This window comes from Hydrogenophaga defluvii (assembly GCF_042665235.1).
GTDB lineage: Bacteria > Pseudomonadota > Gammaproteobacteria > Burkholderiales > Burkholderiaceae_C > Hydrogenophaga > Hydrogenophaga defluvii_A.
The window spans coordinates 19,840-45,217 of sequence record NZ_JBHTBZ010000004.1 but is presented as its reverse complement, the minus strand read 5'-3'; the positions used below and the strand labels follow the sequence as shown (position 1 = coordinate 45,217).

Here is a 25,378-nt window from a genome sequence, read left to right as displayed (position 1 = left end):
GCTGCGCCCGCTGGGCTCAGGTGCCACAATCGGCCGGCTTGTCACCTCGGCGGCGGGCCGCACGTTCCTCGCGCTCCTGCGCCAGCTGCGCCTCCAGTTGCTCGCGGCCCTGGCGCGCCACGGAAATCTGGCGCTCCACATCGGCGTGGTGCGGGAACTGGAGTTCCAGCATGCCGAGGTTGTGGCGCCGGAAACGCATGGCCAGTTCGCGCGCTTCGAACGCGGTGTGGCCCACCGCCTCCAGCACCTTGCGGGCGCTGGCCAGCGATGACTCGAACAGCTCGCGATCGATCAGGGTGACGCCCCGGTCGCGCAAGGCATTCCAGTGGCCCACGTCCACCGCACGCGCCACCAGTTGCAGTTGGGGGAAGTGCTGGCGCGCCAGGTCCACGATGGCCAGGCTGGTGTCGCGGTCGTCCACCGCCACCACCAGCACGCGTGCGGTGTCGGCCCCCGCATTGCGCAGCAGGTCCAGCCGGCTGGCGTCTCCGTAAAAGCTCTTGAATCCAAAACGGCGCAACGCCTCGACCTGGTCGGGATCGTGGTCGAGCACGGTGGGCTTGAGGCCGGCCGCCAGCAACACCCGGGTGACGATCTGCCCGTAACGCCCGATACCGGCCACAATGATGGGGGCGTCCTGCACGTCGAAGCTGTCGGGGGCCGGGCGGGTGCTGGCACCGGCGTGGCGCCGCGCGATGCGATCCACCACCAACAAGAGCAGCGGCGTGAGCAACATGGACAAGGCCACCGCACCAATCCACAACGCAGCGGTGTCGGCGGGCACCAGCCGGGTGGTGGCCGCCGCGCCAAACAGCACGAAGGCAAATTCGCTGCCTTGCGCGATGAGCAAGGCAAACAGGTTGCGCTGGGGCAGCGGTATGCCCACCGACCCGGCCAGCGGCCGCAGGATGGCGAACTTGACCGCCATGAACCCCAGGGTGATGCCCAGCGCCTGCAGTGGCTTCGCCAGCAACACGCCGAAGTCGATGGACATGCCCACGGCAATGAAGAACAGCCCGAGCAACAGGCCTTTGAAAGGCTCCAGGTCGGTTTCGAGCGCGCGGCGGTATTCGCTGTTGGCCAGCAACACCCCGGCCAGGAAGGCGCCCAGGCCCATAGACAGATCGACCCAGCGCATGAGATAGGCCACGCCAATGACCAGCAGCAACGCGGCGGCGGTGAAGACCTCGCGCACGTCGCTGCGGGCAATGGCGCGGAACAGCGGGCGCACCAGGTAGCGGCCGCCAAACACAATGACCACCACCACCGCAAGGGCCTTGGCCGCCAGCCAGCCGCCGCCGTCTGTGCCCGCGCTGGTCTCGCTGGCCACCACACCGGCCGCCAGTGCAGGCATCAAAGCCAGCATGGGGATGGACTGGATGTCTTGCGCCAGCGACAAGGCCACCGTGGTTTCGCCGGTGCTGGTCTGGGCCTGGTGGCGTTCAGCGAGGGCCTGCAAGGCGATGGCGGTGGACGACAGCGAGAGGCCAAACCCCAGCACCAGCGCCGCCTGCCAGCTCAGGCCCAGCCACCAGGCCACCCCGGCAATGGCCAGGGTGCACGACGCCATCTGCACACTGCCCCAGACAAAAATGGGCTGGCGCAGGCGCCATACCTTGGCCGGCTCCAGCTCCAGTCCGACCAGAAACAGCATCAGCACCACCCCAAATTCGGCCACACCCAGCACCGACGCGGCATCGCCAATCAGGCCCAGGCCCCAGGGGCCGATGGTGACGCCGGCCAGCAGGTAGCCCAGCACGGCACCAAAGCCCAGGCGTTTGGCCAGCGGCACGGCCAGCACCGCCGCACCGAGGTACACCAGTGCAGGGGTGAGCCAGTCGCCACTGGCCACTGCGTTGGCAGCGTCGGCGCTCATGCTTGTCCCCCGGTGGACGGCCGGTCCTGGTCGGGCACCTCACAGCCCGGACAGGTCATGTCCTCGATCTCGGGCCAGTCCGGGTAGCTTTGCAAACGCTGTACGAACACGTCCACATGGTCGCGCAGGCCCGGCTCATCCACCTGGTGCGCGCCGTGCAGCACCAGCGGCGGCAGAAAACGCAGGCCACACAAGGCGGCCGTCTGCTCGTAAGGGGGCAGAAAAGCGTCGAAAAAATAGCGGTTGTAGCCCTGGGGGTGGTAGGCCGATTCGGCGCCGCCCGTGCTGGTCACCAGCCAGACGTCCTTGCCGCGCAGAGCCTGGCCCTTGCGCCCGTAGGCCCACCCGTGGGTGAACACCTCGTCCAGCCACAGCTTGTGCAGTGCCGGGCTGGCGTACCACTGGATGGGGTGCAGCCACACCACCAGCTGCGCCGCAGACAGGCGGGCCTGTTCCGCCGCCACATCGATGTGGAAATCGGGGTAGCTGGCGTAGAGGTCGGTGACCTCGACGTGGTCCAGCGCCCGGGTGGCTTCGAACAGGCGGCGCGTGACGCGCGAATCGCGCCAGTGCGGGTGGGCAGCCACCACGTAGATGGATGGGCGGGGGGATGGGGTGTCGGCGTCCATGGCGCACGATAGCGCATCGGGGCGCCCAAAAATGTCAACTGGCTCTAAGATCGTGGCTCGTTCGCGGTGGCGCCGGCCCGCCGCCCCTGGAGCCACGGCCATGATCGAAAACAACCCCCATTTCCGGCTGGTCAACAACGCCTTTCCCCACATCGGGAAAAACATCCGCCTGTTGTGGGGCCACCCCGAATTCGCGCGCTACGTGGCCAAGCTCATGGCAGACACCCGCAACGGCCAGCGCAAGGGGTTTCCGGACGACGTGCACGACTCCATGCTGCGCCTGTTGGAACAACACGACCGGGACTTCCCCCCTTCGCCCGAGAAACCCAACCCCAAAGGCCTCTGGGACGATCAGCCCGACTACTGACCCAGGCCCAAAACCCCCCACCCGACTGGGCTACAAGGGCTTGCCGCCCCGGCTAGATTGCAGGCATGTCCACTGCTTCCCCAGCCACCTGCGCTCTGGTCTGGTTCAAGCGCGACCTGCGCCTGAGCGACCACGCCCCGCTGGCGCAGGCGGCGCAATTTGAGTCCTGCCTCGGCCTGTTCATCATCGAACCGACCTGGCTGAGCAGCCCCGAATGCGCCAGCGCTCATGTGGCCTTTGTGCTGGACGGCGTGGCCCAGCTGCGTGCCCAACTTCACGCCCGAGGCCTGCCCCTGTGGGTGGAGGTGGGCGAAGCCACCGCCGTGCTGCAGCGCCTGCACGCACACACCGGCTTCACCCACCTGCTGAGCCACGAGGAAACCGGGCCGGGCTGGACCTACGCGCGCGACCAGGCCGTGGCCCGCTGGTGTCGCCACCTCGGCGTGTGTTGGGTGGAAACGCCACAGACTGGCGTGGTGCGCCGCCTGCGCGACCGCCGTGGCTGGGGGGGGCGCTGGGACCAGCGCATGAACGCACCCCAGGCCCCCACACCCACCGGCTGGGCCGGCGCAGGCCCGCTGCCCGCGCACGACCTGCCGAGCCTGGCCAGCCTGGGCCTGTCGCCACCTGCCTACACACCACCGCCCGCGGGCGAACCCACCGCGCAGCAACTGCTGCAAGGCTTTGTGCAACACCGCGCCATGGGCTACCGCCGCGCGCTCTCCAGCCCCCTCACGGCCCAGGACGGCTGCAGCCGCCTCAGCGCGCACCTGGCCTGGGGCATGGTGTCGCTGCGCCAGGTGCACCAGGCCACCGAAGCGCAGATCGCCCACACGCCCGACCGCGACCTCGCGCACGACCTGCGTGGGTTTGCCGGGCGGCTGCGCTGGCACTGCCATTTCATGCAAAAGCTCGAGGACGAGCCGGCCATCGAGTTCCAGAACTTTGCCCGCCACTGCGACGGCCTGCGCGAAAACAGCAGCGACCCCACCCTGTTGGCCGCCTGGCAACGCGGCGAGACCGGTTTTCCCATGGTGGATGCGTGCATGCGCTCTCTCACCGCCACCGGGTGGCTCAACTTCCGCATGCGCGCCTTGCTGGTGAGTTTTGCCGCCTACCACCTGTGGCAACACTGGCGCCCCACCGGGCTGTTCCTGGCGCGGCAGTTTCTGGACTTTGAAGCCGGCATCCACTGGAGCCAGATGCAGATGCAAAGTGGCACCACAGGGATCAACACCCTGCGCATCTACTCGCCCACCAAACAGGCGCGGGACCACGATCCACAAGGCCTATTCATCCGCCGCTGGCTGCCCGAGCTCGCCCATGTGCCGCTGGAACACCTGGCCCAGCCTGGGTTGATGGACAGCGCAGCGCAGCGCGCCAGCGGCTGCGTGATCGGCCGCGACTACCCAGCACCCGTGGTGGACGAACGCGCGGCCGCCCAACAGGCCAAAGACCGCCTTTACGCGCTGCGCCGCGATCCAGAAGTGCAGCAAGAGGCCGACCAGATCCAGCAGCGCCACGGCTCACGCCGCAGTGGCCTGCAACCCACCACCCGCCGCCGCACGGCCCGGCCGCCACCATCTCCGGCTTTGCCACCGTTGCCGCCCCAACTGAGCCTGTTCCCCGATGCCTGAGCGAAACAAGCCCCAACGCGACTTCAAGGGCAACAAAGCCCACCTGCCCAGCAAACCCTGTGTGATGTGCGGCCGCACCATGACCTGGCGCAAAGCCTGGGCCAAGAACTGGGAAGAGGTCCGCTATTGCAGCGAAGCCTGCCGCGCCCGCAAAGGCCCAACCACATGAGCACCGCCGTGCGCCACTTGGTGCTGGTGCTGGGCGACCAGCTCGATGAAGCCTCATCCGCCTTCGACGGCTTCGATGCGTCGCAAGACAGGGTGTGGATGGCCGAAGTGGCCGAGGAATCGACCCACGTGTGGTCGGCCCAGCAGCGCACCACCCTATTCCTGAGTGCCATGCGCCACTTTGCGCAGGACGTGCAAGCACGCGGCTGGCCCATGCGCTACCGCCCGCTGGACGATCCCGACAACCGAGGCAGCCTGGCCGAAGAACTGATGCTGGCCATCAACGAACTGCGACCCCAGACGCTGGTGCTGACGGCCCCGGGCGACTGGCGCGTGCTGCAGGCCTTGCGGGCGGTGGCCCGTGCCAGCGGCGTGCCGTTGGACCTGCGCGACGACCGCCACTTTTACAGCACCGTGCGCGACTTCACCGCGCACGCCCAAGGCCGCAAACAACTGCGCATGGAGTTCTGGTACCGCGAGATGCGCCGCCGCCATGGCGTGCTGATGGAAGGCGACCAGCCCGCGGGCGGTCAATGGAACTTCGACGCCGACAACCGCGCGGCCTTTGGCAAAGGCGGCCCACCAACGCTGCCCGACCCCACGCGGTTTGAGCCCGACGGCATCACGCAGGACGTGATGGCGCTCGTGCGCCAGCGTTTTGCCAGCCATCCGGGTCAGCTCGACCACTTCGGCTGGCCGGTCACGCGCACGCAAGCGCTGCAGTCGCTGGACGCGTTTGTGCGCGAGCGCCTGCCCCATTTTGGCCAATGGCAGGACGCGATGTGGGAAGGCGAAGTCTGGCTGTTTCATTCGCACCTCTCGGCGGCCCTCAACCTCAAGCTGCTCAACCCACGCGAGGTGGTGGCCGCCGCCGAGGCTGCCTGGCGCAGCGGCCACGCCCCCCTGACTGCGGTGGAAGGTTTCATCCGTCAGATCCTGGGCTGGCGCGAGTACGTGCGCGGCATCTACTGGACGCAGATGCCGGGCTACCTGGACGGCAACGCGCTGGACGCGCAGGCTGCCCTGCCCGCCTTCTTCTGGACCGGTGACACCGAGATGGCCTGTCTGCGCGACGCCCTCACCCAGACCCTGCGCCACGGCTACGCCCACCACATCCAGCGGCTCATGGTGACCGGCCTCTACACCCTGCTGCTGGGCGTGAAACCGCAGGCGGTGCACGCCTGGTATCTGGCCGTCTATGTGGATGCGGTGGAGTGGGTGGAACTGCCCAACACCCTGGGCATGAGCCAGTTTGCCGACGGTGGCCTGATGGCGAGCAAACCCTACGCCGCCAGTGGGCAGTACATCAAACGCATGGGCAATCACTGCCCAGGCTGTCGTTTTGACCCGGCCCAGTCCACCGGTGCACAAGCCTGCCCCTACACCACGCTGTACTGGGATTTTTTGCTGCACCACCAAGCGATGCTGGCGAACAACCCGCGCATGGGCATGGCACTCAAACACCTGGACCGGCTCGACGGCGACCAACGCGCCGCGATCCGACAGGCAGCACAGGCACACCGGGTGGATGTGGGCGCGGCAGGGTAAAATCGGCGCCCCTCAACAGCCTCTGGACACATACCATGAACCGCTGTGCACGCCGCCCTCTGGGCTTGCGTGGGCGGGCCCTTGCTGCGGCCCTGACCTGCGCCTTTGCACTTCTTCCTGCCATCGGCCTCGCCCAGCACCGGGGCTTTCCTGAACACGCGTTGCGTGGCCTGATGGTGGTGGGCACGCCGCCCGACATCAGCATCAACGGCAAGGCCGAGCGGCTGTCACCGGGTGCTCGCATACGCAACACCAACAACACCATTGTGTTTGCCAACAGCCTCATCGGTGAAAAACTGGTGGTCAACTACGTGCGCGAAAGCAATGGCATGGTGCACGAGGTGTGGATTCTGAATGGCTTCGAACAGGCCCAGCCGCGTGCTGGCGCCAGCGACATGGTGATCCACAACTACCGCAGTGGCAGCGATGCCGAAAGCCCCCCGAACACCCGCTGAAGGACGCACAATGGCCAAAAAAGTATTCATCAAAACCTTCGGCTGCCAGATGAACGAGTACGACTCGGACAAGATGGCCGACGTGTTGGGCGCCGCCCAGGGCTATGAGCCCACGCAGGACGTGGAAGAAGCCGATCTCATCCTCTTCAACACCTGCTCGGTGCGCGAGAAGGCGCAGGAAAAGGTGTTTTCCGACCTCGGACGTGTCAAGCACCTCAAGGAAAAAGGCGTGCTGATCGGTGTGGGCGGCTGTGTCGCCAGCCAGGAGGGCGAAGCCATCATCAAGCGGGCGCCCTATGTGGACGTGGTGTTCGGCCCGCAGACGCTGCACCGCCTGCCCGAGATGCTGAACGCCCGCGCCTCGCTGGCCCGGCCGCAGGTGGACATCAGCTTCCCCGAGATCGAGAAGTTCGACCACCTGCCGCCCGCGCGCGTGGACGGCGCCAGCGCTTTCGTGAGCATCATGGAAGGCTGCAGCAAATACTGCAGCTACTGCGTGGTGCCCTACACGCGCGGTGAAGAGGTCAGCCGCCCCTTCGAGGACGTGCTGGTGGAAGTGGCCGGCCTGGCCGACCAGGGTGTGAAGGAGGTGACGCTGCTGGGTCAGAACGTCAACGCCTACCGGGGCAAGATGGGCGAGACCAGCGAGATCGCCGACTTTGCGCTGTTGCTCGAATACGTGGCCGACATCCCCGGCATCGAACGCATCCGCTACACCACCAGCCATCCCAACGAATTCACCCCGCGTTTGATCGAAGCCTACGGCAAGATCCCCAAACTGGTGAACCACCTGCACCTGCCGGTGCAACACGGCAGCGACCGCATCCTGATGGCCATGAAACGCGGCTACACCGCGATGGAATACAAAAGCACCATCCGCAAGCTGCGCGCCATCCGCCCCGACCTGTCACTGTCCAGCGACTTCATCGTCGGCTTCCCGGGCGAGACGGACGAGGACTTCGCCAAGATGATGAAACTCATCGACGATGTCGGTTTTGACGCCTCCTTCAGCTTCATCTTCAGCCCGCGCCCCGGCACCCCGGCGGCCAACCTGCCCGACGACACACCTCACGAGGTCAAGCTCAAGCGGCTGCAGCACCTGCAGGCGGTCATCGAGGACAACGTTCGCCGCATCAGCGCCAGCCGCGAAGGCACGGTGCAGCGCCTGCTGGTGGAAGGGCCGTCCCGCAAAGACGCCAGCGAACTCATGGGCCGCACCGAGTGCAACCGCATCGTCAACTTCAAAGGCCAGCCACGCCTCATTGGCCAGATGGTGGACGTGCGCATCACCGAAGCCCTGCCCCACTCCCTGCGGGCCGAGGTGCTGGTGAAGGAAGGCTTGTCGGCTTGAAGACCCAAGATCAAGGTTTGATCTGCCTGTGCCGGTGGGCTCTGTTCCCCTTGATGGTGTCGAACCAAAGGCTGTCGGCTTCGATCTGAGTCGCCACCCGTGCGGCCTCGTCCTCATCCAGAAACAGCGTCGCTGGCAACCGGGACTTCACCCTTGGCAGCGAGATGTGGCCAGACAACAACCCGGCCCGAATCCACCGCAAGTCGTTCGGCTGGCTGCGTGCGTACTTGGATATGGCAGCGTCATCGGGGTCGAGAAACCAGATGCGAATGCCGCCCTGCTCAACGTGACTCATTCGGCCTTCCCAGCCATCGGGAAGGCTGGGCAAGCTGGGGGACACCGGGTCGAGGTAATAGCCGTTGGTTCTGTGAAATTCTGAGCCTTCGCCGAGCGCACTTCGCACATCCGCAATGCGACCCGGATCGGCCTTGGTGTAGCAGTCGATGTCGATGGACATCGACATGTCAGCCGGGATGTCACGCTCGTCCCCGGCGCCGAGGATGGACAGGCTGCCGATCACCACGTAGTCGCGGTGGCCAGTGAGGCGATGGGCCGCCTCGAACAAGCGGAACAGGTGGCTGCGGTTCACGCCATCACCACGTGCCAGGGCGAGTTCTGCCGCAAGGCGGTACCCCACTCCAAGGTTTCAGACCCCATGGCCTGGGCAAGCTCATTGACCGAACGCTGGAGCAACGCCTCCCACCGTTCGATGTAGTCCAGGCTGCACAGACGCTCTCGGCGCCACCGTGTCACCTCCTGCTGGGCGCGTGTGACAAGGGCCTGGCTGTCGGCCGCTGGCATCAACAAAAGCTGTATGGCCAGGGCCTGGTGTTTGATGAGGCGGTCCTTTTCGACCAGAGCCTGATCAGCGCGCGCCGCACGGCGCTCTGCCAAACGGCTGTCGCTGTTCGCCCGGGCGTGAAACGCCTCCGGCGAACACACAATGGCCTTGACCTTGCGGTGCCGCTCAATCGCCACCGGCCCTTTTGCAGCGGCGTCGAGCAACTCGCCGAAGTTCTGCTTGGCCTGGCTGGACGTCATGTGTTGCATGGGCCCAATCTAGCAGATTTTGTCCATTTTGGACAAAATTTGAGATGCCGTCTGCCGGAAAACCGGCCTGCATCGAAAAACGCCTATAACAGTCGCCTTGAGACGGTCTTGGCGTGGTCCAGAAACCCCTGATCCAACACCCAGCACACGACCCACCGTCGCGCACCCTGTGGTTCAGCGCGAGGCATCATGTGTGCTCGCCAACATGTACTTGAAGACCGCAATATTCTCTACGGGCCGAGGTGCTGGTGAAAGAACACGCACCCGCCTGAGTTCGCGCCGCCCATAAAAACGGCGCACGAAGCGCCGTTTTTTTTCGCCCCAACTCGGCCCGTTCGGGGACACCGCCGGGCCGGCTCTGCCGGACGGCTGGTGTCGCCCCCTTGAGGGGGGATTCGAGCTACACGAAGTGAGCGAGAAACGGGGGTGGTCCGTGTCAATCCGCCTGCTTGCGCAGGAAGGCGGGGATTTCAAAGTCGTCCATGCCACCCGACGACAAGGCATCGACCTTGGCCGCCGCCTGCGTGCGGTTGGTGCGCCACACGCTGGGCACGGCCATGCCGCTGTAGTCGTTCTGCTGGGCAGCTCCACCGCCCAACACCGAACCACCCATGGCGCTGGCGGCGCCACCACCCACCGCAAACGGCACGTTGTCGGTGCCGGTGCGCAGCACCTGCAGCGGCGGCGCCTGGCGGCGGGCGTTCTGGCGGCTCAGGCCCGTGGCCACCACGGTCACGCGGATGGCATCACCCAGGTTCTCGTCGTAGGCGGTGCCGTAGATGATGTGCGCATCGGGCGAGGCAAAGGCGCGGATGGTGGTCATGGCCAGCTTGGATTCGCTCAGCTTGAGCGAGCCCTTGGAGGCCGAGATCAGCACCAGCACGCCCTTGGCGCCAGAGAGGTCCACCCCTTCGAGCAACGGGCAGGCCACGGCCTGCTCCGCCGCAATGCGGGCGCGGTCGGGGCCGCTGGAGGTGGCGGTGCCCATCATGGCCTTGCCGGGCTCGCCCATCACGGTGCGCACGTCTTCAAAGTCCACGTTCACGTGGCCGGGCACGTTGATGATTTCGGCAATGCCGCCGACGGCGTTCTTGAGCACGTCGTTGGCGTGGGCAAAGGCTTCTTCCTGGGTGATGTCGTCACCCAGCACCTCTTGCAGCTTCTCGTTGAGCACCACGATCAGCGAATCGACGTTCTGCTCCAGCTCGGCCAGGCCGGCATCGGCGTTGGCCATGCGCTTGGGGCCTTCGAAGTCGAAAGGCTTGGTGATCACGCCCACGGTGAGGATGCCCATTTCCTTCGCCACGCGGGCGATCACGGGTGCGGCGCCGGTGCCCGTGCCACCGCCCATGCCCGCGGTGATGAAGAGCATGTGCGAGCCGGCAATGGCTTCGCGGATGTCGGCTTCGGCCAGCTCGGCGGCCTCGCGGCCCTTGTCGGGCTTGCTGCCTGCGCCCAGACCGGTGGTGCCCAGCTGGATGGTGCGGTGGGCCGCCGTGCGCGAGAGCGCCTGTGCGTCGGTGTTGGCGCAAACAAACTCCACGCCCTGCACGCCGCAGCCGATCATGTGCTCGACCGCGTTGCCGCCGCCACCGCCGACGCCAATCACCTTGATCTGCGTGCCTTGGTTGAACCCTTCTGCCTCAATCATTTCGATGCTCATGTTTTTCTCCGTGAATGCTTGCTGATAGTTGCCATTGAATCTGTGTCTGTGTGAACCGCTGCGGGTTCAGCCAGGCGGCCCGGTTTCGCTCGGTCGTCGTTTGTGCGGGCGCGGTGCCAGGTTGGACTTGGGCTTGGGCTTGGTCATCAGAACGTCCCCATGAACCAGTCTTTGACACGGCCGAATGCGCTGTGCACCGACCCCGTTTTTTGCGCCACCTTGTGGCCACGCAGGCGCGCCAGCCGCGCCTCTTCGAGCAGGCCCATCACCGTGGCGGCGCGGGTCTGCGCCACCATGTCCGAGAGGGCGCTGTGGTACTTAGGCACACCCCGGCGCACCGGCTTCAAAAAGATGTCTTCGCCCAGCTCGACCATGCCCGGCATGACAGCGCTGCCACCGGTGATGACCACACCCGACGACAGCACCTCTTCAAAGCCCGAGTCGCGCATGGTCTGTTGCACCAGCGCAAAAATTTCTTCCACACGCGGCTCGATCACACCGGCCAGGGCCTGACGGCTCAGCAGGCGCGGTCCCCGATCGCCCAGGCCGGGCACTTCCACCTGTGTTTCGGGGTCGGCCAGCAGTTGCTTGGCGCAGCCGCTTTCCACCTTGATGTCCTCGGCGTCCTTGGTGGGCGTGCGCAGGGCCATGGCGATGTCGCTGGTGATCAGGTCGCCCGCGATGGGAATGACCGCCGTGTGACGGATGGCGCCACCGGCGAAGATGGCCACATCGGTTGTGCCGGCGCCGATGTCCACCAGGGCCACGCCCAGTTCCTTTTCGTCATCGGTCAGGATGGACTGGCTGGAGGCCAGCGGGTTGAGCATGAGCTGGTCCACCTCCAGCCCGCAGCGGCGCACACACTTGATGATGTTCTCGGCCGCACTCTGGGCACCGGTCACGATGTGCACCTTGGCCTCCAGACGGATGCCACTCATTCCGATGGGCTCTTTCACCTCCTGGCCGTCGATCACGAACTCCTGCGGCTCCACCAGCAGCAGACGCTGGTCGGTGGAGATGTTGATGGCCTTGGCGGTTTCGATCACGCGGGCCACATCGGCCGGCGTCACTTCCTTGTCCTTGATGGCCACCATGCCGCTGCTGTTGATGCCGCGGATGTGGCTGCCGGTGATGCCGGTGTAGACACGGGCAATGCGGCAATCGGCCATCAGTTCGGCCTCTTTCAGCGCCTGCTGGATGCTTTGCACCGTGGCATCGATGTTGACCACCACACCCCGCTTGAGGCCGTGGCTGGGCGCCACGCCCAGGCCGGCGAGCTTGAGCACGCCGCCGGCTTGCACCTCGGCCACCACCACCATGATCTTGGAGGTGCCGATGTCGAGTCCGACCACGAGGTCCTTGTATTCCTTGGCCATGATTGCTGTTCGTTTTATCTGTGGGTGGGCGTGGGTTTCGGGGCGGGTCGGGACGCGGCGCGGGCGGCTGCGGCCGCCGCCAAGGCTGCGTTTTTAGCGGCGGTAGCGGCGTCCACGGTGGACACACCTTTCATCCGCACCGCATAACCATTGGGGTAACGCAGGTCCGCCGATTCGATGGCGCGCTGGTAGCGGGTGGTGACCTGACCGACGGTGGCGACAAACTGCGTCGCGCGCGCCATGAGTTCACTGGGCTCGCCCCGCCCGAGTTCGATCTGTGCGTGGTTGGACAGGCGCACGCGCCAGCTGCCGCGTGGGCTCAGTTCGAGGCGCTTGATGTCAAGTTCGATGCGACCGAACACACTGCTGAGGTCGCGGTACAGCGCCAGCACCTGGGGCGCCTGGTCGTCCGGGCCGGCCAACTCCACCAGTGCGTCGTTGTCCAGGCTGTCCGGGTTGGCCTGAAACACCTCGCCATGGGTGTTGACCAGTTTGTCCTCACCGGCATCGCCCCACCACGCCACGGCCTGGTGCTCGGTCAGCGTGACTTTGAGCCGGTTGGGAAATTCACGCTGCACCACCGCCTGCCGCACCCAGGGCGCGGACTCGAACAAGGCCCGTGCTTCGCGCAAGTCCAGGCTCAGGAAGGAACCACTCAGGCGGTTGGCGATGTGGGCGCGCAAGGCCACGGCATTTTGGTGGGCGACATCGCCATGCACCTGGATGCCCGCCACGTGCCATGAGGGGTGGCGCACCAGCCACAAGCCGAAGGCACTCAGCCCCATGAGGACGAACAGCACCAACAAGCCCTGGGTGGCCAGGGCCATCAGGCGGATGTCGTTGGGGGTGTCCATCGAGGGGTTCATGACCGTCGCGGCTCAGGCGTTGTCCAGCGTGGCGGCGGCCAGCACCTGCACACACAAGTCGGGGTAAGGGATGCCCGCAGCGCGGGCCGACATGGGCACCAGCGAGTGCCCGGTCATGCCGGGCGAGGTGTTGATCTCCAGCAGGTAGGGCTTGCGGGTGGTGGCGTCGATCATCACGTCGGCGCGCGCCCAGCCACGGCAACCCAGGGTCTTGAAGGCCTCGAGCACCAGCGCCTGGATGCGCACCTCTTCGCCCTCGGGCAGGCCACAGGGCACCAGATACTTCGTGTCGTCGGTGAAGTACTTGTTCTGGTAGTCGTAGTTGCCGTCGGGTGCCACGATGCGGATGACGGGCAGCGCACGGGCAACATCACCCGTGCCCAGCACCGGGCAGGTCACCTCGTCGCCTGCAATGAACTGCTCGCACAGCACCAGCGGGTCGTGCTGCGCGGCCAGGCGGTAGGCCTCTTCACATTCGGCTGCGTCCACCACCTTGGTCAGGCCAATGGTGGAGCCTTCGCGCGCGGGCTTGACGATCATGGGGCTGCCCAGGGCCGCAAACGCCTCGCGCGTTTCGGCGGCATTGCTCACCTGGCGCCAGCCCGGCGTGGGCAGGCCAACGGCCGACCAAATGCGTTTGGTCATCACCTTGTCCATGGCCACGCTCGATGCCAACACGCCCGAGCCGGTGTAGGGAATGCCCAGCAACTCCAGCGCGCCCTGCACCGTGCCGTCTTCGCCGAAGCGACCGTGCAAGGCGATGAAGCAGCAGCTGAAGCCCTCGCGCTTGAGTTCGGCCAGATCGCGCTCGGCGGGATCGAAGGCGTGGGCGTCCACACCGCGCTCTTGCAATGCCTGCAGCACACCTGCGCCCGACATCAGCGACACCTCGCGTTCGGCCGAACGGCCGCCCATCAGCACCGCCACCTTGCCCATGTTGTGTTGTGTCGTCATGCGACCGCACCCCTCACCTGAGTTGCCATGTCCACCACCTTGCCCGGCACCGCACCAATCGAACCCGCGCCCATGCACAACACCACGTCGCCATCGCGCGCGTTGTCCAGGATGACCTGCGGCATGGCCGCGATGTCGTCCACAAACACCGGCTCCACCTTGCCCGCCACGCGCAGCGCACGGGCCAGGCTGCGGCCGTCGGCGGCCACGATGGGCGCCTCGCCCGCGGCGTACACCTCGGCCAACAGCACCGCATCGGCACCGGCACCGATGACCTTGACGAAGTCCTCGAAACAATCGCGCGTGCGGGTGAACCGGTGCGGCTGAAAAGCCAGCACCAGACGCCGGCCCGGAAAAGCCCCGCGCGCAGCAGCCAGCGTGGCCGCCATTTCCACCGGGTGGTGGCCGTAGTCGTCGATCACCGTGCACTGGCCACCGTCCACCGTGGACACCTCGCCGTAACGCTGAAAGCGCCGGCCCACGCCCTTGAAACCGGCCAGCGCGCGCAACAGCGCGTCGTCGGGCACGTTCAGTTCCACCGCCACGGCGATGGCGGCCAGGGCGTTCTTCACGTTGTGTTCACCGGCCAGGTTGAGCACCACGTCGAGGTCGGGCAACACCACGCCGTTGCGGCGCTGCACCGTGAAATGCATCTGCCCGCCCACGGCGCGCACGTTCACGGCACGCACCTCGGCGCCTTCGTTGAAGCCGTAGCTGGTGACCGGGCAGGAGACCTGCTGCACGATGTCGCGCACCGCAGGATCGTCGGTGCACAAGATGGCCACGCCATAGAAGGGCATGCGGTGCAGGAAGTCCACAAAGGCCTGCTTGAGCCGAGCAAAGTCGTGCCCATAGGTTTCCATGTGGTCGGCGTCGATGTTGGTGACGACCGCCATCACCGGCAGCAGGTTGAGAAAGGAGGCATCGGACTCGTCGGCCTCGACCACGATGTGGTCGCCGCTGCCCAGCCGCGCGTTGGCGCCCGCGCTGTTGAGGCGCCCGCCGATCACAAACGTGGGGTCCAGGCCGGCCTCGGCCAACACGCTGGCCACCAGGCTGGTGGTGGTGGTCTTGCCGTGTGTGCCGGCGATCGCAATGCCCTGCTTCAGGCGCATCAGTTCGGCCAGCATCAGCGCACGTGGCACGACCGGGATTTTTTTCTCGCGCGCAGCGATCACCTCGGGGTTGTCGCTTTGTACGGCGGTGGAGGTGACCACCGCGTCGGCACCCGCGATGTGGGCCTTTGCGTGCCCCACAAAGGTGGCGATGCCCAAACCTGCCAGGCGGCGCAGCGTGGCGCTGTCTGAGAGGTCGGAGCCCGAAATGGTGTAGCCCAGATTGCAGAGCACCTCGGCAATGCCGCTCATGCCCGAGCCACCGATGCCCACAAAATGAATATGACGCACCGCGTGTTTCATGCGCCCCCTCCTGTCAGTTCGTCACAGGCGCCCACCACTTCGCGGGTCGCCGTTGTTTTTTCGAGTTGTTTGGCCTTCGTGGCACGCGCCAGCAGTTCGGCCCGGTCCAGCTTGGCCAGCGTGTTCGCCAGGCCTTGTGGCGTGAGTTCGGTTTGTGGCACCAGCCAACCCCCGCCCTGGTCCACCAGGAAACGGGCGTTGGTGGTCTGGTGGTCGTCCACCGCCGCCGGGAAGGGCACAAACAACGCGGCCGCACCGACGGCGGCGATTTCGGTCACGGTGCTCGCACCCGCGCGGCAAACGATGAGGTCGGCCTCGGCAAACGCGGTCGCCGTGTCGTCGATGAAAGGCGTCAGTTCGGCAGTCACACCCGCCGCCGCGTAATTGGCGCGCAGTTCGGCTATCTGTTTGGCGCCACTCTGGTGGGTCACCACCGGGCGTTGCCCCTCGGGCAAGAGGGCCAGGGCCTTGGGCACGATGTCGTTGAGTGCGCGTGCGCCCAGGCTGCCACCCACCACCAGCAGCTTCAGCGGGCCGCTGCGCCCAGCAAAACGCTGGGCCGGCGCGGCCTGCTGCGTGAAGGCCACACGCAGCGGGTTTCCCACCCATATGCCTTTCGGCATGGCCTTGGGGAATGCGGTGAACACACGGTCGGCCACACCGGCCAACACCTTGTTGGCCATGCCGGCCACCGAGTTCTGTTCGTGCAGCACCAGCGGCTTGCCAGCCAGCACGGCCATCATGCCGCCCGGGAAGGTGATGTAGCCGCCCAGGCCCACCACCACATCGGGTTTCACGCGGCGCACCACCTGCAGCGCCTGCCAGAAGGCGCGCAACAGGCGCAGTGGCAGCAAGGCCAGCGTGAGAGCGCCCTTGCCGCGCACGCCGCCAAATTCAATCGGCTCGAAGGCAAAGCCACGTGGCGGCACCAGTTGGGCCTCCATGCTGGCGGGCGCGCCCAACCAGTGCACGCGCCAGCCGCGCTCGCGCAAGGCCTCAGCCACGGCCAGGCCAGGGAAGATGTGGCCGCCGGTGCCGCCGGCCATCACAAGTGCTGTCTTGCTCATGGCCGCCCCCCGCGCATCAGCTGCTTGTTTTCGTAGTCCACACGGAGCACGATGGCCAGCGCGACCAGGTTGAGCAAGATGGCCGAGCCGCCATAGCTCATGAGCGGCAGGGTCAGCCCCTTGGTGGGCAAAGCACCCAGGTTCACGCCGATGTTGATGAAGGCCTGGAAGCCCATCCACAGCCCCACGCCCTGCGCCACCAGGCCGGCAAACACCTGGTCCAACGCGATGGCCTGGCGGCCAATCACCATGATGCGGCGGGTCAGCCACATGAACAGCGCGATCAGGGTCAACACGCCGATGAGGCCAAACTCCTCGCCGATGACGGCGAGCAGGAAGTCGGTGTGCGCCTCGGGCAGCCAGTGCAGTTTCTCCACGCTGCCCCCCAGACCAACACCAAAAATTTCGCCCCGGCCGATGGCGATCAGCGCGTGCGAGAGCTGGTAGCCCTTGCCCAGGGCGTGGTCCTCGCTGAAGGGATCGAGGTAGGCGAAGATGCGTTCGCGCCGCCATTCGCTGGACAACACGATGAGCGCAAACGCGCCCACCACCAACAGCGCGATCAGAAAAAACATGCGGGCGTTGACGCCGCCCAGGAACAGGATGCCCATGGCGATCACCACGATCACCATGAAGGCGCCCATGTCGGGCTCGGCCAACAGCAAAACCCCCACCAGCACCACCGCCACGCCCATGGGGGTGACGGCCTTGAAGAAGTCTTCCTTCACGTCCATCTTGCGCACCATGTAGCTTGATGCGTAAAGCAGCACCGCCAGCTTGGCCAACTCGGACGGCTGAAAGCTCATGAAACCGACCGAGATCCAGCGCCGTGCGCCGTTGACCACCGAACCCACGCCAGGGATCAACACCGCCACCAGCAGGGCGATTGACCCCATGAACAGCCAGGGGGCCAGGCGCTCCCACACCCGCAGGGGCAACTGAAACGCCACCAACGCCGCCACCAGCCCAATGGCGATGAACAGCCCATGGCGCGTCACAAAATGGGTGTGCGCGTAGCGGGCAAAACGCGGGTTATCGGGCAAGGCGATGGAGGCGGAGAACACCATCACCAAGCCCCACGCCAGCAAGGCAACCACCACCCACACCAGCGGCTGGTCGAAGCCGGCCACCGCCACCGGGCGCATGCGGGTGCTGTCGTAGCTGCCGGTCTGCAAACGCACGGGCAGTTCGCCCACGACTTCCGTTGCGCCGCCGCGCAGGCCCAGCTTTTGGAGGGTGGCTTGCATCCAGCTCACAGCAGCTCCCCCGCTTCCGTGGCCAGGGCGTGCACCGCTGCCACAAACACCTCGGCCCGATGGCCATAGTTTCGGAACATGTCCAGGCTGGCGCAGGCCGGCGAGAGCAACACGGCGTCGCCCGGCTGGGCCTGTTGCGCGGCCAGGGTGGTGGCGGCTTCCAGTGTGTCGGCATCGAACAAAGGCACGCCGGTGGCGGCCAGCGCATCGCGGATCAGACCGGCGTCGCGGCCGATCAGCACCACCGCGCGCACGTGGCGGGCCGCCGCTTCGGCCAGCGGCGCGAAGTCCTGCCCCTTGCCGTCACCCCCCAGGATGACGACCAGCCGGCGTTCGGCGCCCAGGCCGTTGATGGCGGCCAGCGTGGCACCCACATTGGTGCCCTTGCTGTCATCAAAGTATTCGACCTCGTGGATGATGGCCACCGGCTCGACCCGGTGCGGCTCGCCCTGGTATTCGCGCAGCCCATGCAGCATGGGGCCCAGCGGCGCGCCGGCGGCGCTGGCCAGCGCCAGGGCGGCCAGGGCGTTGCACGCGTTGTGGCGACCCCGGATGCGCAGTGCCTCGGCCGGCATCAAGCGCTGCATGTAGACCTCGACCTCGGCCGACTCGCCGCGCTTGGGCTTGCGGGTTTCGTCCAAAGCCAGGGCGCGCACCAGCCACGCCATGCCATTGACCTCTTCAATGCCCCAATCGCCCGGCCGGGTGGGTTGGTCGGTGCCAAAGGTGGCATGCGCGCGCGCTGGCAGGGTGCGCGTGAGCTTGCCTTCGCGCTGAGTGATGGGTTGCGGGCGCAGGGCCATCACACGTTCGTCCTGCCGGTTCAGCAACATCAGCCCGGCGCTGCCGAAGATGCGCGCCTTGTCGGCGGCGTAGGCGTCCATGCCGCCATGCCAGTCCAGGTGGTCCTGGGTGATGTTGAGCACCGTGGCCGCCGTGGGTTCGAAGTCGCGCACGCCGTGGAGCTGGAAGCTGGACAGCTCCAGCACCCAGGCCTGCGGCAGTGCCTCGGCGTCCAGACGTTCGCCCAGCTGCTCCAGCATGGATGGCCCGATGTTGCCGGCCACCACCACGTCCCAGCCCGCGCGCTCCAGCAACAAGCCGGTGAGGGACGTGACCGTGGTCTTGCCGTTGGTGCCGGTGATGGCCAATACCTGCGGCCGGTAGGGCGCGGTCTCGTCAGCGGCCATGGCCTTCAGGGCCATCACAAACAGATCAAGTTCACCCAACACCGGCACACCCAACGCGGCGGCGGCATCGGCCAGAAGCTGCCATTGCGCTGGCGCCAGGCCGGGGCTGCGTGCCACCAGCGCATAAGGCGCACCATCCAGCAGTGCGGGCGCAAACTCACCACTCAGCAACAGGGCCGACGGCACAGCCTGGCGCAAGGCCTCGGCCTGCGGCGGCGCGTCGCGCGTGTCGATGACGGTCACGGCCGCACCCAGCCGGTCACACCAGCGCGCCATGGCCAGACCCGACGCGCCCAGGCCCAGCACCAGCGCACGGCGGCCTTGCAGCACGGGCACGAGGGTGGGCACGGCGGCGTTCGCCGGCTCCGGTGGGGTGGTCGGGATCTGTTCTTGCATCAGCGCAGCTTCAGGGTGGACAGGCCGACCAGGCACAACAGCATTGTGATGATCCAGAAGCGGACCACCACCTGGGTTTCTTTCCAGCCGGACTTCTCGAAGTGGTGGTGCAGCGGCGCCATCTTGAACAGGCGCCGCCCTTCGCCGTAGCGGCGTTTGGTGTACTTGAACCAGGTCACCTGCAACATCACCGACAGGGCCTCGACCACGAAGATCCCGCCCATGATGGCGAGCACAATTTCCTGTCGCACGATGACGGCGATGGTGCCCAACGCGCCTCCCAACGCCAACGCGCCAACGTCGCCCATGAAAACCTGTGCCGGGTGGGTGTTGAACCACAGAAAGGCCAAGCCGGCACCGGCCATGGCGGCACAGAAAATCAGCAATTCACCCGCGCCGGGGATGTGTGGCAACAGCAGGTACTTGGAGAACACCGAGCTGCCGGTGACATAGGCGAACACGCCCAGGGCCGAGCCCACCATCACCACCGGCATGATGGCCAGGCCGTCCAGGCCATCGGTCAGGTTGACCGCGTTGCTCGCGCCAACGATGACCAGGTAGGTCATGAGCACGAAGCCGACCACACCCAGCGGGTAGCTGACCTCCTTGAAGAAGGGCAGCAGCAGACCCGAGTGCGGTGGCAGATCGACCGTGAAGCCAGAGGCCACCCAGCCAAAAAACAGCTCCAGCACGCGGCTGTTGCTGCTCTCGGAAATGCTGAACACCAAATAGAAAGCGGCCACCAGGCCAATGACCGACTGCCAGAAGTACTTCTCGCGCGAGCGCATGCCTTCGGGGTCTTTGTGCACCACCTTGCGCCAGTCGTCCACCCAGCCAATGGCACCAAAGCCCAGGGTCACGATGAGCACGATCCAGACAAAGCGGTTGCTCAGGTCGAACCACAGCAGCGTGGCCACGGCAATCGAGAACAGGATGAGCACGCCGCCCATGGTGGGCGTGCCACTCTTGCTCAGGTGCGTCTGCATGGCGTAGCCCCGGATGGGCTGGCCGATCTTGAGCGCGGTGAGGCGGCGGATGAACATCGGGCCAGCGGCCACGCCCAGCAGCAGGGCCGTCATGGCGGCCATGACGGCGCGAAAGGTGATGTACTGGAACACCCGCAGAAAACCGAATTCGGGTGACAGGCCCTGCAGCCATTGCGCGAGATGGATCAACATGTCTTGTCCCCTTGTGCGGCGGCGTCCTGCAATGCCTGGGCCACGCGCTCCATGCGCATGAAGCGCGAGCCCTTGACCAGCACGCTGCCCGCGCCACCCGACGACGCCAGCACGGTTTGCTGCAGCGCCTCAAAATCATCGAAAAACGCCAGACGGGTGGTGCCCATCTCGCTCGCCACACCCGGCACGGCTTGAGCAAACCAGTTGCCGGTGCACAGCACCTGGTCCAGCTTCAAAGCGGCCGCGTGGCGCAGCACTTCCAGGTGGAAGGCCAGACCCGCTTCGCCCACCTCGCCCATGTCGCCCAGCACCAGCAGCCGGGGCGCGGGCAAGGTGGCCAGCACCTCGATGGCGGCACGCACCGAGTCCGGGTTGGCGTTGTAGCTGTCGTCCACCAAGGTGACGGCGCGACCGTTGAGCGTGAGCGGCAGGCAACGTGAACGGCCATTGACCGGCTCGAACGCCGCCAAACCCTGGGCCACGGCCGCCAGCGGCACACCGGCCGCCAGCGCACAGGCGATCACGGCCAATGCATTGCGCAGGTTGTGGCGGCCCGGAATGCGCAGCGCGCAACGCAACTCGCCCTGCGGCGTCTGCGCCACCAACTGCCAGGCGGCGCCTTGCCATTCGCCCTCGCCCCACACATCGGCACCACGTTCGGAGTCGCTGAAGGTCATGACACGGCGACCTTCGGCCAGCTCGTGCCACAAGGGGGTGTGGTCGTCATCGGCCGGGAACACCGCCACGCCGTCTGCCGGCAAGGCCTCGAACACGGTGGCGTTTTCGCGCGCCACGGCTTCCACCGTGGCCATGAATTCCTGGTGTTCGCGCTGTGCGTTGTTGACCAGCGCCACGGTGGGTGCGGCCATGTGGGCCAGGCCCACAATTTCGCCCGGGTGGTTCATGCCCAGCTCGACCACGGCCAGGCGGTGCCTGGGCTGCAGGCGCAGCAGCGTGAGCGGCACACCGACGTCGTTGTTGAAGTTGCCCTCGGTGGAGAAAGCGCCATCGCCCGCCGCAGCACGCAGCACCGACGCCAGCATCTGCGTGACCGTGGTTTTGCCGTTGCTGCCCGTCACCGCGATCAGGGGCAACACGAACTGGGCGCGCCACGCGGCGGCCAGTTGACCCAGGGCGGCACGGCTGTCGGGCACCTCCACACCACACAAGCCGGCACCGGACAGACCTTGTTCACCGATGGCGGCCACCGCACCGGCTGCGGCCACCTGCGGCAAGAAGTCGTGGGCGTCAAAACGTTCACCGCGCAAAGCCACAAACAGGTCACCCGCACGCAGGCTGCGGGTGTCGGTGTGCACACGCAACACGGCGGCGTGGGCCGCGTCGCCCACCACACGGGCACCCGGCAGGCCGCACATCAGTTGGGCCAGGGTCTTCATACGCTGGCCCCTGCGCGGCGTGTGGCCAAGGCCACAGCGGCTGCATTCACGTCGGAGAACGGGCGGCGCACGCCCTGGATCTCCTGGTAATCCTCGTGGCCTTTGCCGGCGATCAGCACCACGTCCTGCGGGCCCGCCTGCTTCACGGCCAGGGCGATGGCCTGGGCGCGGTCGGGCACCACCTGTGCCGCCGCGCGGTCCGACAGACCCGCCACCATCTGCGCCAGGATGGCTTGCGGGTCTTCGCTGCGCGGGTTGTCACTGGTGAACACCACCACATCGGCTTCGCGCTCGGCCATCGCGGCCATGAGCGGGCGCTTGATGGGATCGCGGTCGCCGCCACAGCCGACCACACACCACAGGCGGCCCTGGCGCGCACCGGCCACGGGCTGCAGCGCGAGCAACGCTTTCTCCAGCGCGTCGGGCGTGTGGGCGTAGTCGACCAGCACCAGCGGGGCATCGGCGGTCGCCGGCACGGTCTGCATGCGACCGGGCACCGGTGTGAGCGCACGACACGCGCTCAGCGCGTCCGCCAGCCCCACCCCCAGCGCGCGCGCGGCGCCCAGCACGCCCACCAGGTTGCTGAGGTTGTAGCGGCCCACCAGCGGCAGTTCGATCCGCGTGTGGGTCGGGTTGCCCGCCTCGCGTACCACCCCGGCCATGCCGTGGGGGGTGACGCCGTGGTCGGTCACACAGAGGCGGGCCGATGTGTCGCGGATGGAGACCGTCCACAGGTCCAGCTCGCTGCGTTGGGCCAGTTCACGCGCCAGCACGGCGCCTTGTGGGTCGTCGATGTTCACCACCGCTGCGCGCAGACCCGGCCAATCGAACAGGGCACGCTTGGCGGCCCAGTAGCTGGCCATGTCGCCGTGGTAGTCGAGGTGGTCCTGGGTGAAGTTGGTGAACACAGCCACCGCCACGCGGGTGGCATCGAGCCGGCCTTCGGCGATGCCAATGGACGAGGCCTCGACCGCACACGCCAACACACCGTCGTCGGCAAATTGGCGCAAGGCGGCGTGGAACATGAAGGGGTCGGGGGTGGTGAGACCGGTGGACAACCAGTCGCCACCCGGCTGCCCCACCCCCAAGGTGCCCACCACAGCACAAGGCCGTCCAGCGCCCTGCAGCAACTGGGCCAGCCACCAGGCACTCGACGTCTTGCCGTTGGTGCCGGTGAAGGCCACCACGTCCAGCGCTTGGCTGGGCTGTTGGTAGAAGTGGGCCGCCAGCGCTGCGCAGGCGGTCTTGAGTCCAGGCAGCGTGGCCACGGCCTCATCCTCAAAACCAAAGTCGTCAGCGCCGTCGCGCTCCACCAGACAGGCCACCGCACCCGACGCCAGCGCCTGGGGCACAAAACGCCGGCCATCGGTGGCGGCACCCGGCCAGGCCACAAAACCGTCACCCGCACCCACACGGCGGCTGTCCGCCACCAGTTGGCGGCAGCCGCGCTCGCGCAGCCAAGCCACCGCCTCAGAGGTGCTGTGCAGGCGGCGCATCAAAACGACTCCTCCACCGTTTTTGCCACGATCTGCGGCTTGACCTCGACATCGGGCGCCACGCCCATCAGGCGAAGGGTCTGTTGCACCACCTCGCTGAACACGGGTGCAGCCACCAGGCCGCCGTAGTACTGCCCGTTGCTGGACTCGTCGATCATGACCGCCACCACGATGCGCGGCTGGTCGATGGGGGCCATGCCGGTGAACCACGACCGATAGCGGTTGCTGGCGTAGCCTTTGCCCACCTGCTTGTGCGCCGTGCCCGACTTGCCGCCGACCGAATACCCCACGGTCTGTGCGCGCTGGCCGGTGCCGCCGGGCCCGGCCGCCATCTGCAGCATCTTGCGCACAGCGGCTGCGTGTTGCGGCGCAAACACCTGCACGCCCACCGCCGGCTCGTGGCGCTTGAGCATGGTGCCCGGGATGATCTGACCGTCGTGCGCAAAGGCGGTGTAGGACCGCGCCATCTGGAACAGCGATGCCGACAGGCCGTAGCCGTAGGACATCGTGGCCTGCTCGATGGGGCGCCAGCTCTTGTAAGGACGGACCCGGCCACTGACCGCGCCCGGGAAATCGATCTGCGGCTTCTGACCAAAACCCAGCGCGGTGTAGGTGGTCCACATTTCCTGTGGCGTCAGGCGCTGGGCAATTTTGGTGGAGCCCACGTTGCTCGACTTCTGAATCACCCCCTCCACGGTGAGCGCGCCGTAGGCGTGGGTGTCGGTGATGGTGGCGCCGGCCATGCTCAGACGGCCCGGACCGGTGTCGATGATGGTTTGTGGTGTCACGCGGCCGGCTTCCAGCGCCATGGCCACGGTGATGGGCTTCATGGTCGAACCTGGCTCAAAGCTGTCGGTCAGCGCGCGGTTGCGCAACTGCTCGCCGCTGAGGTTGAGGCGTTTGTTGGGGTCGTAGCTCGGGTAGTTGGCCAAGGCCAGCAACTCGCCGGTCACGGTGTCGATCACCACCACACTGCCGGCCTTGGCCTTGTGCTGGGTGATGGCGTCCTTGAGCTTCTGGTAGGCAAAAAACTGGATCTTGCTGTCGATGGACAGCTGCAGGTCGGGACCGTCCACCGGCGCGATGACATCGCGCACGTCTTCCACCACCCGGCCCAGCCGGTCTTTGATGACGCGGCGCGAGCCCGGCTTGCCGGCGAGCTGCTTGTCAAACGTCAGCTCCACACCTTCCTGCCCCAGGTCCTCCACGTTGGTGAAACCCACCACGTGCGCAGCCGCTTCGCCTTCGGGGTACTGCCGCTTGTAGTCCTTGCGCAGGTAGATGCCCTTGACGCCCAAGGCCTTGACCTTGTGCGCCAGCGGCTCGTCCACCTGGCGCTTGACCCAGACAAAGGTCCGCTTCTCGTCGGACAGGCGCTTCTTCAAATCAGCGTACGGCAAGTCCAGCAGCTTGGCCACATCGCGCAGCTTGGGGTCGTTTTTGTCCACATCCTCAGGGATGGCCCACACGCTTTGCGCCACCACGCTGGTGGCAAGGATCAGGCCATTGCGGTCGAGGATGCGACCCCGGTTGGCCGGCAACTCAATCGTGCGGGTGAAGCGCACTTCGCCCTGGCGCTGGAAGAAGTCGTTGCCAATGACCTGCACGTAAGCGGCACGCCCGGCCAGACCCACAAACGCCAACGCCAGCGCGGCGACGATGAACTTGCTGCGCCACACCGGCGTTTTGCTGGCCAGCAGGGGGCTGGAGCTGTAAGCGATGCTGCGGCGGCTCATTCGCGGGCCTCCGCAGACGGTTGGGGCGACAGCGCGAGTGGCGCACCCTTGACGTATTCGGTGATGGCCGGGTTGGCCGGACGCATCTGCAACTGGGCGGTGGCGATTTGTTGCACCCGTCCCGGCGTGGCCTGGGCGCGTTTTTGCACCACCAGCTGCTCGTGATCGGCCTCCAGCCGCTGGGCCTGGGCGCGCATGCGATCGAGCTCGGTGTACAGGCGACGTGAGTCGTACTGCACGTGCACCAAATAGAAGGCACTGACCAGCACAGCCAACAACAAAACGAGGTTCAAGCGGATCATGG

Annotated in this window: 23 protein-coding genes; 6 read left to right on the top strand and 17 right to left on the bottom strand. The window is 66.5% G+C overall.

All coding sequences use genetic code 11. From position 1 onward, the window contains the following. Positions 1–16 precede the first annotated feature (16 nt). Entirely contained in the window at positions 17–1,876 is a 1,860-nt protein-coding gene (gene kefC / locus ACFQU0_RS00785; RefSeq protein WP_382197925.1) for a glutathione-regulated potassium-efflux system protein KefC, read from the bottom strand. Beyond that, positions 1,873–2,505 (bottom strand): glutathione-regulated potassium-efflux system oxidoreductase KefF, encoded by a 633-nt coding sequence (kefF, locus tag ACFQU0_RS00780; protein ID WP_382197923.1) that lies wholly within the window; start codon positions 2,503–2,505, stop codon positions 1,873–1,875. The genes kefC and kefF overlap by 4 nt, the downstream gene beginning before the upstream one ends. A gap of 100 nt (positions 2,506–2,605) precedes the next feature. Here kefF and ACFQU0_RS00775 point away from each other — a divergent pair, with 100 nt between their 5' ends. From ACFQU0_RS00775 to miaB, 6 genes are all read left to right on the top strand, one after another. Continuing rightward, positions 2,606–2,872, top strand: coding sequence for a hypothetical protein (locus ACFQU0_RS00775; protein WP_382197921.1), 267 nt, complete (start codon positions 2,606–2,608; stop codon positions 2,870–2,872). A 65-nt stretch (positions 2,873–2,937) separates the two neighbouring features. Beyond that, positions 2,938–4,509, top strand: coding sequence for a cryptochrome/deoxyribodipyrimidine photo-lyase family protein (locus tag ACFQU0_RS00770; protein WP_382197920.1), 1,572 nt, complete (start codon positions 2,938–2,940; stop codon positions 4,507–4,509). Beyond that, positions 4,502–4,678 (top strand): DUF2256 domain-containing protein, encoded by a 177-nt coding sequence (locus ACFQU0_RS00765; protein ID WP_382197918.1) that lies wholly within the window; start codon positions 4,502–4,504, stop codon positions 4,676–4,678. Before ACFQU0_RS00770 ends, ACFQU0_RS00765 begins: the two co-directional genes overlap by 8 nt. After that, a complete protein-coding gene (locus ACFQU0_RS00760; protein ID WP_382197917.1) occupies positions 4,675–6,225 on the top strand; it encodes a cryptochrome/photolyase family protein in 1,551 nt (516 codons plus the stop codon). Before ACFQU0_RS00765 ends, ACFQU0_RS00760 begins: the two co-directional genes overlap by 4 nt. Before the next feature lie 35 nt (positions 6,226–6,260). Next, positions 6,261–6,680: a hypothetical protein gene (locus ACFQU0_RS00755; protein WP_382197915.1), complete on the top strand. Its 420-nt coding sequence runs from the start codon at positions 6,261–6,263 to the stop codon at positions 6,678–6,680. 10 nt (positions 6,681–6,690) lie between these two features. Then, a complete protein-coding gene (miaB, locus tag ACFQU0_RS00750; RefSeq protein ID WP_382197914.1) occupies positions 6,691–8,031 on the top strand; it encodes a tRNA (N6-isopentenyl adenosine(37)-C2)-methylthiotransferase MiaB in 1,341 nt (446 codons plus the stop codon). 10 nt (positions 8,032–8,041) lie between these two features. Here the strand turns inward: miaB and ACFQU0_RS00745 are convergent, their stop codons facing one another. The 15 genes from ACFQU0_RS00745 to ftsL form a co-directional block, all read right to left on the bottom strand. Then, on the bottom strand, positions 8,042–8,620 hold the full coding sequence (locus ACFQU0_RS00745; RefSeq protein WP_382197913.1) for a DUF6036 family nucleotidyltransferase: 579 nt from the start codon (positions 8,618–8,620) through the stop codon (positions 8,042–8,044). Beyond that, positions 8,617–9,081 (bottom strand): type II toxin-antitoxin system Phd/YefM family antitoxin, encoded by a 465-nt coding sequence (locus ACFQU0_RS00740; RefSeq protein WP_382197911.1) that lies wholly within the window; start codon positions 9,079–9,081, stop codon positions 8,617–8,619. The genes ACFQU0_RS00745 and ACFQU0_RS00740 overlap by 4 nt, the downstream gene beginning before the upstream one ends. 436 nt (positions 9,082–9,517) lie before the next feature. Continuing rightward, positions 9,518–10,744, bottom strand: coding sequence for a cell division protein FtsZ (gene ftsZ / locus ACFQU0_RS00735; protein WP_382197909.1), 1,227 nt, complete (start codon positions 10,742–10,744; stop codon positions 9,518–9,520). A 146-nt stretch (positions 10,745–10,890) separates the two neighbouring features. Further along, positions 10,891–12,120, bottom strand: a complete 1,230-nt coding sequence (gene ftsA / locus ACFQU0_RS00730) for a cell division protein FtsA (RefSeq protein WP_382197907.1) — start codon at positions 12,118–12,120, stop codon at positions 10,891–10,893. Positions 12,121–12,134: 14 nt separating this feature from the next. Continuing rightward, a complete protein-coding gene (locus ACFQU0_RS00725; protein ID WP_382197906.1) occupies positions 12,135–12,986 on the bottom strand; it encodes a cell division protein FtsQ/DivIB in 852 nt (283 codons plus the stop codon). 12 nt (positions 12,987–12,998) lie between these two features. Further along, positions 12,999–13,940: a D-alanine--D-alanine ligase gene (locus ACFQU0_RS00720; RefSeq protein WP_382197904.1), complete on the bottom strand. Its 942-nt coding sequence runs from the start codon at positions 13,938–13,940 to the stop codon at positions 12,999–13,001. After that, on the bottom strand, positions 13,937–15,358 hold the full coding sequence (gene murC, locus ACFQU0_RS00715) for a UDP-N-acetylmuramate--L-alanine ligase (protein ID WP_382197902.1): 1,422 nt from the start codon (positions 15,356–15,358) through the stop codon (positions 13,937–13,939). Before murC ends, ACFQU0_RS00720 begins: the two co-directional genes overlap by 4 nt. Continuing rightward, positions 15,355–16,425, bottom strand: coding sequence for an undecaprenyldiphospho-muramoylpentapeptide beta-N-acetylglucosaminyltransferase (gene murG / locus ACFQU0_RS00710; protein ID WP_382197900.1), 1,071 nt, complete (start codon positions 16,423–16,425; stop codon positions 15,355–15,357). The genes murC and murG overlap by 4 nt, the downstream gene beginning before the upstream one ends. After that, on the bottom strand, positions 16,422–17,672 hold the full coding sequence (gene ftsW, locus ACFQU0_RS00705) for a putative lipid II flippase FtsW (protein ID WP_382197898.1): 1,251 nt from the start codon (positions 17,670–17,672) through the stop codon (positions 16,422–16,424). The genes murG and ftsW overlap by 4 nt, the downstream gene beginning before the upstream one ends. A 5-nt stretch (positions 17,673–17,677) precedes the next feature. Next, a complete protein-coding gene (gene murD / locus ACFQU0_RS00700; protein WP_382197896.1) occupies positions 17,678–19,267 on the bottom strand; it encodes a UDP-N-acetylmuramoyl-L-alanine--D-glutamate ligase in 1,590 nt (529 codons plus the stop codon). Beyond that, on the bottom strand, positions 19,267–20,445 hold the full coding sequence (mraY, locus tag ACFQU0_RS00695) for a phospho-N-acetylmuramoyl-pentapeptide-transferase (protein WP_382197894.1): 1,179 nt from the start codon (positions 20,443–20,445) through the stop codon (positions 19,267–19,269). The genes murD and mraY overlap by 1 nt, the downstream gene beginning before the upstream one ends. Then, a complete protein-coding gene (locus ACFQU0_RS00690) occupies positions 20,439–21,842 on the bottom strand; it encodes a UDP-N-acetylmuramoyl-tripeptide--D-alanyl-D-alanine ligase (protein WP_382197892.1) in 1,404 nt (467 codons plus the stop codon). The genes mraY and ACFQU0_RS00690 overlap by 7 nt, the downstream gene beginning before the upstream one ends. Then, positions 21,839–23,338, bottom strand: coding sequence for a UDP-N-acetylmuramoyl-L-alanyl-D-glutamate--2,6-diaminopimelate ligase (locus ACFQU0_RS00685; RefSeq protein WP_382197890.1), 1,500 nt, complete (start codon positions 23,336–23,338; stop codon positions 21,839–21,841). Before ACFQU0_RS00685 ends, ACFQU0_RS00690 begins: the two co-directional genes overlap by 4 nt. Continuing rightward, a complete protein-coding gene (locus ACFQU0_RS00680) occupies positions 23,338–25,074 on the bottom strand; it encodes a peptidoglycan D,D-transpeptidase FtsI family protein (protein ID WP_382197888.1) in 1,737 nt (578 codons plus the stop codon). Before ACFQU0_RS00680 ends, ACFQU0_RS00685 begins: the two co-directional genes overlap by 1 nt. Next, the gene (ftsL, locus tag ACFQU0_RS00675) at positions 25,071–25,376 is read right to left on the bottom strand and encodes a cell division protein FtsL (RefSeq protein WP_382197886.1); all 306 of its coding nucleotides are present in this window, start codon (positions 25,374–25,376) and stop codon (positions 25,071–25,073) included. The genes ACFQU0_RS00680 and ftsL overlap by 4 nt, the downstream gene beginning before the upstream one ends. Between the last annotated feature and the right edge of the window lie 2 nt (positions 25,377–25,378).